Source organism: Streptomyces marispadix (assembly GCF_022524345.1).
GTDB lineage: Bacteria > Actinomycetota > Actinomycetes > Streptomycetales > Streptomycetaceae > Streptomyces > Streptomyces marispadix.
Map to the genome: position 1 here is coordinate 5,868,077 of NZ_JAKWJU010000002.1, position 12,758 is coordinate 5,880,834.

At 71.3% G+C, this 12,758-nt stretch carries 10 protein-coding genes; 7 read left to right on the forward strand and 3 right to left on the reverse strand.

The genetic code is table 11. The features are described 5' to 3' along the window. Window positions 1-32: 32 nt before the first annotated feature. The 7 genes from MMA15_RS24405 (at window position 33) to MMA15_RS24435 (ending at window position 9,418) form a co-directional block, all read left to right on the forward strand. Window positions 33-2,162, forward strand: a complete 2,130-nt coding sequence (locus MMA15_RS24405; RefSeq protein WP_241062325.1) for a DUF5107 domain-containing protein — start codon at window positions 33-35, stop codon at window positions 2,160-2,162. A 255-nt stretch (window positions 2,163-2,417) separates the two neighbouring features. Continuing rightward, window positions 2,418-3,179 (forward strand): DeoR/GlpR family DNA-binding transcription regulator, encoded by a 762-nt coding sequence (locus MMA15_RS24410; RefSeq protein WP_241063443.1) that lies wholly within the window; start codon window positions 2,418-2,420, stop codon window positions 3,177-3,179. Between the two features lie 112 nt (window positions 3,180-3,291). Next, complete coding sequence (locus MMA15_RS24415; RefSeq protein ID WP_241062326.1) at window positions 3,292-4,653, forward strand: ABC transporter substrate-binding protein; 1,362 nt, start codon at window positions 3,292-3,294, stop codon at window positions 4,651-4,653. Between the two features lie 97 nt (window positions 4,654-4,750). After that, window positions 4,751-5,626 carry a carbohydrate ABC transporter permease gene (locus MMA15_RS24420; protein WP_372498372.1) on the forward strand — a complete coding sequence of 292 codons (876 nt, stop codon included), beginning with the start codon at window positions 4,751-4,753 and terminating at the stop codon, window positions 5,624-5,626. Then, window positions 5,623-6,507: a carbohydrate ABC transporter permease gene (locus MMA15_RS24425; protein WP_241062328.1), complete on the forward strand. Its 885-nt coding sequence runs from the start codon at window positions 5,623-5,625 to the stop codon at window positions 6,505-6,507. Before MMA15_RS24420 ends, MMA15_RS24425 begins: the two co-directional genes overlap by 4 nt. Continuing rightward, window positions 6,504-7,493 carry a zinc-dependent alcohol dehydrogenase family protein gene (locus tag MMA15_RS24430; protein WP_241062329.1) on the forward strand — a complete coding sequence of 330 codons (990 nt, stop codon included), beginning with the start codon at window positions 6,504-6,506 and terminating at the stop codon, window positions 7,491-7,493. Before MMA15_RS24425 ends, MMA15_RS24430 begins: the two co-directional genes overlap by 4 nt. A gap of 314 nt (window positions 7,494-7,807) precedes the next feature. Further along, a complete protein-coding gene (locus MMA15_RS24435; RefSeq protein WP_241062330.1) occupies window positions 7,808-9,418 on the forward strand; it encodes an FG-GAP and VCBS repeat-containing protein in 1,611 nt (536 codons plus the stop codon). Window positions 9,419-9,549: 131 nt separating this feature from the next. Here MMA15_RS24435 and MMA15_RS24440 read toward each other — a convergent pair whose 3' ends face one another. From MMA15_RS24440 to MMA15_RS24450, 3 genes are all read right to left on the reverse strand, one after another. After that, window positions 9,550-9,906, reverse strand: a complete 357-nt coding sequence (locus MMA15_RS24440) for a VOC family protein (RefSeq protein ID WP_241062331.1) — start codon at window positions 9,904-9,906, stop codon at window positions 9,550-9,552. Between the two features lie 33 nt (window positions 9,907-9,939). Then, a complete protein-coding gene (locus MMA15_RS24445) occupies window positions 9,940-10,815 on the reverse strand; it encodes a class I SAM-dependent methyltransferase (RefSeq protein WP_241062332.1) in 876 nt (291 codons plus the stop codon). A gap of 157 nt (window positions 10,816-10,972) precedes the next feature. Continuing rightward, a complete protein-coding gene (locus MMA15_RS24450) occupies window positions 10,973-12,730 on the reverse strand; it encodes a bifunctional phosphatase PAP2/diacylglycerol kinase family protein (protein ID WP_241062333.1) in 1,758 nt (585 codons plus the stop codon). Window positions 12,731-12,758: the final 28 nt, after the last annotated feature.

The window sequence follows — 12,758 nt, forward strand, 5'->3', positions numbered from 1 at the left end:
CGGCGGCGCCCACGGAGAGGATCGAGGTAGCCGTGCCGACGACGCTGCGACGCACCACCCTGAGCCTGCCCGTGGCGCCGGTCGGCCCCGAGAATCCGCTGCCCGCGCTGGCTCCCCTCGACGAGATGCACACCGTCGACGAGGAGGAGAGAGCGGCGCTGCCGCCGGACATGGCGCGTCAGGTCGGCTATGCGCCGCTGCGTTCCGTACTGCCCGTCCGCGTACTCGACGGCTATACGCGCCGGCGCACTCCCGCCTCGATCGACGCCCTCGTGCTGGAGAACGACCGGCTGCGCGTGACCGTACTGCCCGGACTCGGCGGCCGGATCCACTCCCTCCACCACAAGCCCACCGGGCGTGAACTCCTCTACACCAACCCGGTGTTCCAGCCCGCGGACTTCGCCCTGAACGGGGCCTGGTACTCCGGCGGCATCGAGTGGAACATCGGCGCCACCGGCCACACCACGCTCTCCGTCGCGCCTGTGCACGCGGCCCGCGTACCCGCGCCCGACGGCTGGGGCCCCCATCCGGCGGCAGCCGGGGGAGAGATGCTGCGGCTGTGGGAGTGGGAGCGGCTGCGCGACACCCCGTTCCAGGTGGACCTGTGGCTCCCGGACGGCTCCGACTTCCTCTACGTCGGAGTTCGCATCCGCAACCCCCACGACCGTGCGGTGCCCGTCTACTGGTGGTCGAACATCGCGGTTCCGGAGGACGAGGGCACCCGCGTCCTCGTACCGGCCGACGAGACCTGGTACTTCGCGTACGAGCGCAGGCTGCGCCGCATACCCGTTCCCGAGTGGGACGGCGTGGACCGCTCGTATGCGCTGCGCAGCGAGTTCCCGGCGGACTACTTCTACGAGATCCCGCGCGAGGAGCGGAAGTGGATCGCCTCGCTCGACGATCGGGGCACGGGCCTCGTCCAGACGTCGACGAGCCTGCTGAGGGGCCGGAAGCTCTTCGTATGGGGCCACGGGCCCGGCGGGCGGCGGTGGCAGGAGTGGCTGACCGAGCCGGGGACGCAGGGCTATGCGGAGATCCAGGCGGGGCTGGCGCGTACGCAGCTCGAACACGTTCCGCTCGACGCCGGGCGGGAGTTCGCGTGGCTGGAGGCGTACGGGCCGCTGTCCGCCGACCCGGCCGCCGTGCACGGTGGCGACTGGGCCGCCGCACGTGAACACACCGCCGCACGCCTGGAGGAGGCGCTGCCCGCGGCCGACGTGGACGCGGCGTTCGCGGCCTGGCGCCCGTATGCGGACACGGAGCCGGACACCGAAGCGGACATCCGAACGGGAGCCGAACCGGGCACGGGGGCGCTGCTCGCGGTCGGTTCCGGCTGGGGAGCGCTCGAAGTGGCCCGCGCGGGCTATGAGTTGCCCGGTACGCCGTTCCCGGCAGAGACCATGGGGGAGCAGCAGCGGCCCTGGATGGAGCTGCTGACGAACGGGCGTCTCCTCTACGACGCTCCGTCCGGCACCTCCGCCGCGTCCAAGCCCGCGTCCGCGTCCGCCCCCTCACCGTCCGCAGCGGCCCCCGCCTCACCCCGTCCCGAAAGGCCTGCCCCCGCCTGCCCCACCTCCCCACCCGGCCCGTCCCTCGTCTCCGACGCCTGGCGTGACCAGCTCGAGTGCGCGCCCTCCGGCCCGCTCACCGACTACCACCTCGGTGTCGCCCAGTGGCACGCCGGTGACCGTGCCCAGGCCGTGCGTAGCTGGGAGCGTTCCGTCTCGGCCGCGCCCACCGCCTGGTCCCTGCGCTGCCTCGGTTTCGCCGACGCCTACGACGCCGCCACCGGTGCGCATCCCGAACGGGCGGCCGACCGCTATCTCGCCGCCTTGGACCTGGCGTCCGGCGGTGAACTCCCGGCACTGGCCGCGCTCGTGAGGGAGGCCGTGCCCGTTCTGCTGGCGGCGGGCCGCCCGGCGGGCGCCGCCGAGGCGCTGGACCGGCTGCCGCCCGAGTACCGCGACCGCGGGCGTTTCCAACTCCTGTGCGCACAGGTGCTGTTGGCGCAGGGCGAGCGGGAGGCGGCGCGGGCGCTGTTCGACGCCGGGTTCGAAGTGGACGATCTGCGCGAGGGCGACGAGGTGCTCGGCGACACCTGGGCGGAGCTGAGCGACGATCCGCTGCCCGCTCGGTACGACTTCCGGATGCGCCCCGCCTGACGAGCCGGGCCCGTAACGGGCAGCCGCACCCCCCGAAGCAGACACCGCCGACCGAGGTACGTACCTTTCTCCCCTGGGCACGGGGCCCACCGGCTTCCGGAAAACGGGCACATACGGTCAGGATCTCGTCGGTACTTGGCCTGGTCCCGTTGTTCGAGGGGCTGTACAACTCTCCACACGGGCCCGAACGGGCAGTTCCGTGACCGTACGGAGCCGGAGAGCCGTATGGAGAGAAGCAAGGAAGGGGCGCCGCACATGAGCGCGGAGGAACGTCAGCGGGAGATCGTCGGGGCGGCCCGGCGAAGCGGATCCGTGGACGTCGCCGAACTCGCCGCCGAGTTGGGCGTGGCCAAGGAGACGGTCCGCCGCGATCTGCGCGTACTGGAGTCGCACGGTCTGCTGCGCCGCACGCACGGCGGTGCCTACCCGGTGGAGAGCGCGGGCTTCGAGACGACGCTGGCCTTCCGCACCACCATGCACGTCCCGGAGAAGCGCCGTATCGCCGCGGCCGCGGTCGAGCACCTCGGTGAGGCGGAGACGGTCTTCATCGACGAGGGGTTCACACCGCAGCTCATCGCCGAGGGGCTGCCCCGTGACCGTCCGCTGACCGTGGTGACCGCTTCTCTGGCCGCGGCGGGCGCGCTCGCCGCGGCGGAGGAGATCAACGTGCTGCTGCTCGGCGGGCGCGTGCGCGGCGGCACGCTGGCCACCGTCGACCACTGGACGACGAAGATGCTCTCCGGCTTCGTCATCGATCTCGCGTTCATCGGAGCCAACGGCATCTCGCGGGAACACGGCCTGACCACTCCGGACCCGGCCGTCAGCGAGGTGAAGGCGCAGGCTCTGCGTGCGTCGCGGCGGCGGATCTTCGCGGGCATGCACACGAAGTTCGGAGCGGTCAGCTTCTGCAAGTTCGCGGAGGTGGGCGACTTCCAGACGATCGTCACCTCCACCGGGCTGCCCGCCTCCGAAGCCCACCGCTATTCGCTGCGCGGACCTCAGGTGATCAGGGCTTGACGGCCCGTCCACATCCAGGCGCCCGCGAAGTCACCGGCCCGGTCGCGAGCCGGCCACGCGCTCCCGACACCCGCTTCGCCCCCTTATGACCCATACGTTCAGGAGACCGTTCATGCGCATCCGCAGCCGCCAAAGGACACGCGCAGTCATAGGCGTCGCCACGGCCAACGTGCTGCTGGCCGCCTGCGCCGGCGCCGGAAGCCTCGCCACCGGCGGCGACACCATCAACGTACTGATGGTGAACAACCCGCAGATGGTCGAGTTGCAGAAGCTCACCGCCAAGCACTTCACGAAGAAGACCGGCATCAAGGTCCGCTTCACGACGCTGCCGGAGAACGACGTCCGCGACAAGATCGGGCAGGACTTCGCCAATCAGGCAGGCCAGTACGACGTGGCCACCATCAGCAACTACGAGGCGCCGATCTACGCCAAGAACGAGTGGCTCAAGCCCCTCGACGGCTATCTGAAGAAGGACAGGGACTTCGACCAGAAGGACATCCTTCCCCCCATCCGCGAGTCCCTGAAGGGCGAGGACGGCAAGACCTACGCCGAGCCGTTCTACGGGGAGTCCTCCTTCCTGATGTACCGCAAGGACATCTTCGAGAAGAAGGGTCTGGAGATGCCGGAGAGGCCGACCTGGCCGCAGGTCGCGAAGCTCGCGGCGAAGGCCGACGGCGCGGAGAAGGGCATGAGCGGGATCTGCCTGCGCGGGCTGCCCGGATGGGGCGAGGTGATCGCCCCGCTCACCACCGTCGTCAACACCTTCGGCGGCACCTGGTTCGACAAGGACTACAAGGCGAAGCTGACCGATCCCGCCTTCGTCAAGGCCACGAAGTTCTATGTCGATCTGGTGCGCAAGCACGGCGAGTCGGGCGCCACCCAGTCCGGTTTCGCCGAGTGCCTCAACAACGTGACCCAGGGCAAGTCCGCCATGTGGTACGACGCGACCTCCGCAGCCGGGTCCCTCGAAGCGGAGAAGTCCCCCGTCAAGGGAAAGATCGGCTACGTTCCCGCCCCGACGGTGAAGACCGACTCCTCCGGCTGGCTCTACAGCTGGGCGTGGGGCCTCCAGAAGGCCTCCCGCAACCAGGACAAGGCGTGGAAGTTCATCAAGTGGGCCTCCAGCAAGGAGTACGAGCGGCTCGTCGGCAAGGAGTTCGGCTGGGCCAACGTGCCCGCGGGCAAGCGCAGTTCGACGTATGAGATCCCCGAGTACCGCAAGACCGCGGGAGCCTTCGGCGACACCACCCGCAAGGCCATCGCCGAGGCCGACCCGCGTGACCCGGGCGTGCAGAAGCGGCCCACCATCGGCATCCAGTTCGTGGACATCCCCGAGTTCTCCGACCTCGGCACCAAGGTCTCCCAGGAACTCAGCGCGGCCATCGCCGGACGCCAGTCCGTCGAGACGGCCCTGAAGAAGTCGCAGCAGCTTGCCGCAGAGATCTCCGAGGAGTACGAGGGACGAGGGCGATGACCGACACGACGACCACCCCGACCGCACCGTCCGGCACGCCCGCCGCGGCGGTGGCGCACACGACACCGCACCGCGGGCCGCCGCGCCGCCCGCCGGGCTGCGTGCCTGGGTCACCCGCGCACCGCTGCTGCCCGCGCTGGTCTTCCTGATCATCGTGACCCAGCTTCCGATGGTGGCGACGCTGGTGATCTCCGTCTTCGACTGGAACGCGCTCTACCCGGAGGCGCGTTCGTTCGCCGGGCTCGCCAACTACGCGGAGGTGCTGGGCGATCCGGAGCTGCGCAAGTCGGTGTTCACCACCATCCTCCTCACCGTCACCGTCGTACTCACCAGCCTGGTGCTGGGCATGCTCCTCGCGCTGCTGCTCGACCGCCGCTTCAAGGGGCGCGGAGCGGTACGCACGATGCTCATCGCCCCGTTCCTGCTGGTGCCGGTGGCCGCGGCGCTGCTGTGGAAGCACGTGCTCTACAACCCCGAGTACGGCCTCTTCAACGGCGTACTGCACTGGATACTCGGCGACGGCGCGACGCAGCCCGACTGGGTCGCGGAGATGCCGCTCGGCGCGGTCGAGGCGTCGCTGGTGTGGCAGTGGACACCGTTCATGATGCTGATCCTGCTCGCCGGGCTACAGAGCCGCCCCATGGACGCCGTCGAGGCCGCCTGGATCGACGGGGCGGGCGCCTGGCAGGTGTTCCGCTACATCACGCTGCCGCATCTGCGCCGCTACCTCGAACTCGGCGCCCTGCTCGGCACCGTCTACATCGTGCAGAACTTCGACGCCGTCTTCACCATCACCTCCGGCGGCCTCGGCACCGCCAACCTGCCGTACACGATCTACCAGACCTTCTACCAGGGCCACGAGTACGGGCTGGCCTCCGCCGCAGGCGTGCTGGTCGTGATCGGCTCCATCATCATCGCCACCCTCGCGCTGCGGGTGGTCTCGTCCCTCTTCCGTGAGGAGGCCCGGTCATGAGCGCCGCGACGCGAACCGCTCCCGCCGCAACCAAAGCCCCCGACACCGCGCCGAGGAAGGTCCGCCGCAGGAACGCCGGACTGGGCCTGGTCGCCTGGCTCGTGGGTATCGTCTTCGTACTGCCGGTGCTGTGGATGGCGCTGACGTCGCTGCACTCCGAGGCGGACGCCGCCACCAATCCGCCGTCGCTGGCCGCGCCGCTGACGCTGGACGGGTACCGGGAGTTCTTCGGCGCCGGCGGAGGCCCCAGCCCCTGGTTCTCGCTGGCCAACTCCATGACGGCGTCCGTCGTTTCGACGCTGTTCGTGCTGCTGCTGGCGCTGCCCGCCGCGTACGCGCTGTCGATCCGGCCGGTGAAGAAGTGGACCGACGTGCTGTTCTTCTTCCTCTCGACGAAGATGCTGCCGGTCGTCGCGGGCCTGCTGCCGATCTACCTGTTCGCCAAGAGCTCCGGCACGCTGGACAACATCTGGCTGCTCGTCGTCCTGTACACGTCGATGAACCTGCCGATCGCCGTGTGGATGATGCAGTCCTTCCTGGCCGAGGTGCCCGCGGCGCTGATCGAGGCCGCGCAGATCGACGGCGCACGGCTGCCGGTGATCCTCACCCGCGTCGTCGCTCCCATCGCGATGCCCGGCATCGCCGCGACCTCCCTGATCTGCTTCATCTTCAGCTGGAACGAGATGCTCTTCGCCCGGGTCCTCACCGGCGTCATCGCGCAGACCGCGCCCGTCTTCCTGACGGGATTCATCACCAGCCAGGGCCTGTTCCTTGCGAAGGTGTGCGCGGCGTCGCTCGTGATCTCCCTGCCGGTGCTCGCGGCGGGGTTCGCCGCCCAGGACAAGCTGGTCCAGGGCCTGTCTCTAGGAGCCGTGAAATGAGGGCAGCTCTCGTCGAGTCCGTGGGCAAGGTCGGACTCACCACCGTTCCCGATCCGGCGCCCGGGCCCCGCCAGGTCGTCGTCGAGGTGGCGGCGTGCGGGCTGTGCGGCACCGATCTGCACATCAGGCAGGGCGAGTTCGCACCGTCGCTGCCGCTCGTTCCGGGCCATGAGTTCGCCGGCGAGGTCGTCGGCGTCGGCCGCGAGGTGACGGAACTCGCCGTCGGCGACCGCGTCGCCGTCGACCCGTCGCTGTACTGCTACGAGTGCCGCTACTGCCGTACGGGCCACAACAACCTCTGCGAGCGGTGGGCGGCGATCGGCGTCACCACGGCGGGCGGCGCCGCCGAGTACGCCGTCGCCCCCGTGGCCAACTGCGTCAAGCTGCCCGAGCACGTACGCACCCAGGACGCGGCGCTCATCGAGCCGCTGTCCTGCGCCGTACGCGGCTACGACGTGCTCGACAGCCGGCTCGGCGCCCACGTGCTGATCTACGGCTCGGGAACCATGGGCCTGATGATGCTGGAACTGGCGAAGCGGACCGGCGCCGCCAGCGTCGACGTGCTCGACCTCAATGCCGAACGGCTCGCGACCGCACGGAAGTTGGGCTGCTCGGCCGCCGCGGCGACGGCCGACGAACTCGACCGGCCCCAGGGCTGGGACCTCGTCGTCGACGCGACCGGCAACGCCAACGCCATCCAGGACGGGCTGGGGCGCGTCGCCAAGGCCGGGACGTTCCTCCAGTTCGGCGTCTCCGACTACGCCACGACCGCGACCATCGAGCCGTACAAGATCTACAACCAGGAGATCACCATCACCGGTTCGATGGCCGTGCTGCACAGCTACGAGCGTGCCGCCGAACTCTTCGCGGGCGGCGTGCTCGACCCGGACGTCTTCATCTCCGACCGGCTGCCGCTGGACGACTACCCGGAGGCGCTGGACCGCTTCGCGGCGGGCAAGGGGCGGAAGATCGTCGTCGTGCCGTAACGCGCGCCCGGCACCGGTACTGGCACCGGCGCCCCCGGCAACTGGCACCCGGCCGTGAACTCGCCTCGTACGGGCGGAAGTTCACGGCCGGACGCGTGTTCGGTCGGTGACGGCGAGGGGCGAGGGGCGAGGGGCGAGGGGCGTGCGAGCAGCGGCGAGGATCTTCGGTTTCCGTACGGAACCACAGCCCGGGACGTGCTCGTCCTTGACCGGACAAGTGCGTGACGCCCCGCAGGCGTTGCCGTACCGAAGTGCCGTACCGAAGTCCCGAAGCCTTTCCGCAGGCTCTGACCAAGCCCTGATGGAGCCCCCTTTTGAACCTCGGCGCCCTCCCACGCGACCGCACCGTCCGCATCGTCTCCGTCGCCGCCGTGACCCTCGTCGTCTCCCTGCTCCTCTATACGGCCTACGCCGTGACGTCCGTCCCGCACCGCGCGGCCAAGGAGTGCCGGACCACGGAAGCCCGATCGGACGGGGGACCGAAGTCCGGGCACGGCGAGAAGACCTCCGGGCACGACGACCGTCGGCAGAGCCGCACTTCGGCGGTGGGCGCACCCGACGGACCCGACGGAATGGCCTCCGCCCAGGCCGACTTCGACGGCGACGGACACACCGACCTGGCTGCCGCCGGACCGGGCGGCGACCTGCACGGCAAGCGCCTCGCCGGGCATGTGGCCGTCACCTACGGCTCCCGCGGCGACGAACGTTCCGTGCGCTGCCAGTTGATCACCCAGGACGACGACGGAGTGCCGGGCGAGATCGAAGAGGAGGCCGCCTTCGGCGCGGAGGCCCACGCCCGCGACTTCGACGGCGACGGCTACACCGACCTCGCCGTGACCACCGCCGAGGAGGTCGACGGCAGCGCCGTGATCATCCTGTGGGGCTCCGCCGGGGGCCTGCGCGGCGGCACGGCCGTCGACGGCGCTTCCTCCGGCTCGTATGAAACCCCCCTCGCGGCAGGCGACTTCGACGGCGACGGCCATGCCGACCTGGCCCTGAACCCGGGTTCGGACGACGGTCTGCTCAAGGGTCCCTTCGACCGGGACGGCGACCCGGCCGCCACCGACGCGATCCCCGCCCCGGAGCTTCCCGACGACCCCACGGGCAGCCTCCGCGTCGCCGACCTGGTCTCAGGCGACGTCGACGGCGACGGCCGGAGCGACCTGCTGACCTTCCACACAGACGACGACGGTGAGTCGGACTGGTCCGAACTCACCTGGCGCGGCAACTACTACAGGGGCGGCAAGGACGGTTTCGGCAAGCCCGACAGCTCACGGGTGCCCGACGGCGAGACCGCCGTCGTCGGCGACGTGAACGAGGACGGACACGGAGACCTGATCGTCTCCCCGCGCGGCGAGGACGTCGGCAGGGGCGCGGTCGAGGTCGCCTACGGCACGAAGGACGGCCCCGGACGCCGTACGGAGACCATCGACGCGGACACCCCGGGCGTGCCCGGCGACGGCGAAGACCTCAACGACAGCGACGTGTTCACCACGCTGGACGCCGGGGACGTCGACGGCGACGGATACGCCGACGTCGTCGCCGGAGCACCCCGAAGCCGCAAGGGCGACGCGGAGAACAGCGCGGGCACCGTCCTCTTCCTCCGCGGAGGCGACGACGGTCTCACGGGCGAGGGCGCACGCCTCCTCGACGAGTCGGATGTGAAGGCGAAGCCCGAGAGGCAGGACCGGTTCGGCGAAGGGGTACGCCTCACCGATGTCGACGGCGACCGCAAGGCCGACCTGGCGGTGGGCGCCCCCTGGGAGGGCAGCGCCCCGGCCGGCGGCCGTTTCAAGGGCGCGGCCTGGCTGGTGCCCGGCGGCGGCGACGGCCCTGACACGGGCGCCGCCGCCCTCTTCGGCCCCGCCGACTTCGGACTGTCGGACGAGGACTCACCCACGTTCGGGGAGTCCTACGCGAAGTAGCCGCCCACGCAAGGGAGTCGGCCAAGGCAGTCGGCCAAGGCTGGGCCGGACCCCACCGGGAGCCCGGCGAGGGTCCGGGTGGGCGGGGCCCGGTGCAAGGACCCGGGGTGCCCGCGGGCGCCCCGGGGGCTCTAGCTGCCCGACTCCTGCCGGTCGACGTACTCGAAGACGCTGCCGTCAGGGTGGCGGGCGATGACGCTGCGCCCGATCGGGGTCTCCTTGGGGCCCGCGACGATCTGGGCGCCGACCGCCTCCAGATCGGCGACCGCCTCGGCCACGTCCTTCACCGCGAGCGTCGCCGCGATCTTGCGCAGGATCTCCAGATGCTCCGAGGGGCCGCTCATCAAGAAGAAGGGCCCCACGGCCGCGACCGCGACCGGCCCTTGCGTGAATCGCACCGCCTCGGTGCTCGCCAGCCTCTCGTACGCCGGAACCGCGGCATCCAGATCGTCGACGCAGACGCGCAGTGAAGTCCCCAGAATGTCCATGCGCAGCAGCCTAGTTGGGCGTCTCGGCGCACGTCAGGCCCGGCACAGGATCTCCCCGTGAGGCACCGCGAACCAGCCGTCGGCGTCCGCGCCCCACTCCCGCCACGCCTCCGCCGCCTCGCGCAGATGCTCCCTCGTGGCGTGCCCGCCCTCCACGGCGGACGTCGCGAAGGAGGACGCGAGGGTGCGTTCCGCCCATGACTCGCTCCACCACGCACGGTCCTCGGCGGTGGCGAAGCACCACACCGACGACGAGGCGGTCACCTCCCGCAGCCCCGACTGCCTTGCCCAGGCGTGCAGTCGGCGACCGGCGTCTGGCTCGCCGCCGTTGGCGCGCGCCACCCGCCGGTACAGCTCCTGCCAGTGAGCGAGCCCTTCGACCAGCGGGAACCAGAACATCGCGCCGTAGTCGGCGTCCCGTGCCGCGACGATGCCGCCCGGAGCGCACACCCGCCGCATCTCCTGCAGCGCCCGCACCGGATCGCCCACGTGTTGCAGCACCTGATGCGCGTGCACCACGTCGAAGGTGTCGTCGGGGTGGCCGAGCGCATGTACGTCGCCCGTCTCGAACTCGACGTTCTCCAGACCGCGCCGGGCGGCCGTCTCCCGCGCCCGCTCCAGCACGCCAGGCGCGTGGTCGACGACGGTGACGGAACCCTGCGGCACGAGCGCCGCCAGGTCCGCGGTGATGGTGCCCGGACCGCAGCCGATGTCCAGCACCCTTGCGTCGGGCTTCAGTTGCTCCAGGAGATAACCGGCCGAGTTGGCCGCCGTGCGCCACGTGTGCGAGCGGAGCACCGCCTCGTGGTGGCCGTGCGTATAGATGGCGGTCTCCGCACCGGTCTCCGCCCCGGCCCCATCGGTCTCTTCGGCCCCTTCGGTCTCTTCGGTCTCTTCACGCTCCGCCATGGCCGCAGGCTATGCCGCGCCGCCTCCGGGGACGACCGCGGACCGCCATACGGACACCGGCTGCCGGGCGGACACCGGCTGTGGGAACGGCGGCCCGGCACGTGGGCACCGGCGCCCCCGCATGCCGACACCGGCGTCCCAGCGGCAGCGCCCGCCCTCATACGTCGAGCGGCCGGTACACCGTCAGCGCCTCGTGCTGCTTGTCGAGCAGCAACCTCCCCGGCGCCCTTGCCACTTCGCCGTCGTAGGTGAGGTGGGTGCCCGGCGGGATGTCGCTGATCATCAGCCGCCGCAGCCGCGCCGTGCTGTGCAGCGGCGAGCGGTCCACCGCGCTGGTGAGGGCCGCTATGAACAACCGCGTACGCGCCCATCGGCCCGCCTTGACGATGCGTACGTCGAGCATCCCGTCGGCGAGGTCGTGGCGCCGTACGGGGGCCATGCCCACGCGGTAGGCGCAGTTGCCCGCGAAGAGCAGCCACAGCGCACGCTCCTTGCCGCCGAGTCCGGCCTCCACCGGCCCGCTCGTACGCAGCACACGCAGCGCCGCCAGCACACCCGCGGGCCATGGGCCGATGCGATGGGCCCAGCGCTCGCGGATGCGCACCAGTTCCGGATACGCGCCGAGGCTGAAGGTGTTGAGGAAGTAGCCCGGCTCCTGCTCCTGCCCCCGCTCAGGAAGCCTCCCGCCTGGCTCCGGCTGCGGTGTGAACCGGCCGAGGTCCACGGCGACCGCCTGTCCCGTCTGCACGGCACGGCAGGTGTCCGCGAACTCCTCGATGCCGAGGTCGAAGGCGAAGTGGTTGTGCGTGCCGCCCGGCAGCACCGCCAGCGGCACGCCCGCCCGTACGGCGCGGGCCGCGGCGGCGTTGACGGTGCCGTCGCCGCCGCAGACGCCGAGCGCACCGCCCAACTCCGCGGCGCGCTGGGCGGCTTCGGTGAGCGCGCCGGGCAGCCCCCCGGACTTCGGGTCGCACGTGACGATCTCCGCCTTGGGCAGCATGTTCCGTACGACGCTCAGCGCCGCGGGCTCCTCGGCGGCCTGGGCGGCTCCGGCGGCCTCGGCGGCCTCGGCGGGCTTCACGAGGTCGGCGCGCACCGCACCCGTACCGGGGCCGAAGTCGTCCATCCGCGATCCCGACGAGGAGTTGGCGACCAGCACCAGCCCCGAACCCTCCGGCATCGCGGGTGCGTCCGCCAACGGACGCCCTGGCGAAGGCAGTTGGGAACGCGTCGGGGCCACGCCCCGTACCGCGAACGCGGACCCCACGCCCAGGGCCGCCCCCACGAGCACGTCGCTGGGGTAGTGGACGCCCGTATAGACACGTGAGAAGGCCACCGCCGCCGCGATCGGGGCGACGGCCGCGCCCCAGCGCGGCGACTCCAGAGCCACACCCGTGACGAACGCGGCGGCCGACGCCGCGTGCCCCGAGGGGAAGGACGTGGTCACCGGCTGGCGGTTCAACTGCCGTATCAGCGGCACCGCGTCGAGCAGCGGACGATCCCGCCGCACCGAGCGCTTGCCCAGGGTGTTGACCGTGGCCGAGGCGACCGCCAGCGAGGCGAGCCCCCGCGCGGCGCATCTGCGGGCCCGCGGGGTGTTCGACAGCGCGATGGCGCCCGCCACCGCGAACCACAGCCGCCCCTGGTTGGCGCTGCGGCTCAGTCCAGGCAGCACCCGCTCGGGGCCGGGCCAGTCACGCCGCGCCACGATCTCGAAGACCCGCCGGTCGGCCGCCGACCACGCCCGCGACGCGGGCCAGTCACGCCACGACCTGGTGCCGGACGGAGGCGAAGAGGCCGTCGCCGCCCGCGTACGGCCGTGAGCTGACGCGCCCTTGAGGTCGCGGAGGCCCTGAGGACGTGAACGGCTGAGACTGCGCAGACCGCGCCCCACTCGGTCGGTGAAGGTCGACATGAGGCTTCGCTTGCTCGCCCGCGATGTC

What these genes read in the sequence shown, in the direction of transcription:
- MMA15_RS24410 (WP_241063443.1), top strand. Translation starts at nt 2,418, where the DNA reads ATGAGCGCGGAGGAACGTCAGCGGGAGATCGTCGGGGCGGCCCGGCGA.
- MMA15_RS24415 (WP_241062326.1), top strand. Translation starts at nt 3,292, where the DNA reads ATGCGCATCCGCAGCCGCCAAAGGACACGCGCAGTCATAGGCGTCGCC.
- MMA15_RS24425 (WP_241062328.1), top strand. Translation starts at nt 5,623, where the DNA reads ATGAGCGCCGCGACGCGAACCGCTCCCGCCGCAACCAAAGCCCCCGAC.
- MMA15_RS24430 (WP_241062329.1), top strand. Translation starts at nt 6,504, where the DNA reads ATGAGGGCAGCTCTCGTCGAGTCCGTGGGCAAGGTCGGACTCACCACC.
- MMA15_RS24440 (WP_241062331.1), bottom strand. Translation starts at nt 9,906, where the DNA reads ATGGACATTCTGGGGACTTCACTGCGCGTCTGCGTCGACGATCTGGAT.
- MMA15_RS24445 (WP_241062332.1), bottom strand. Translation starts at nt 10,815, where the DNA reads ATGGCGGAGCGTGAAGAGACCGAAGAGACCGAAGGGGCCGAAGAGACC.
- MMA15_RS24450 (WP_241062333.1), bottom strand. Translation starts at nt 12,730, where the DNA reads ATGTCGACCTTCACCGACCGAGTGGGGCGCGGTCTGCGCAGTCTCAGC.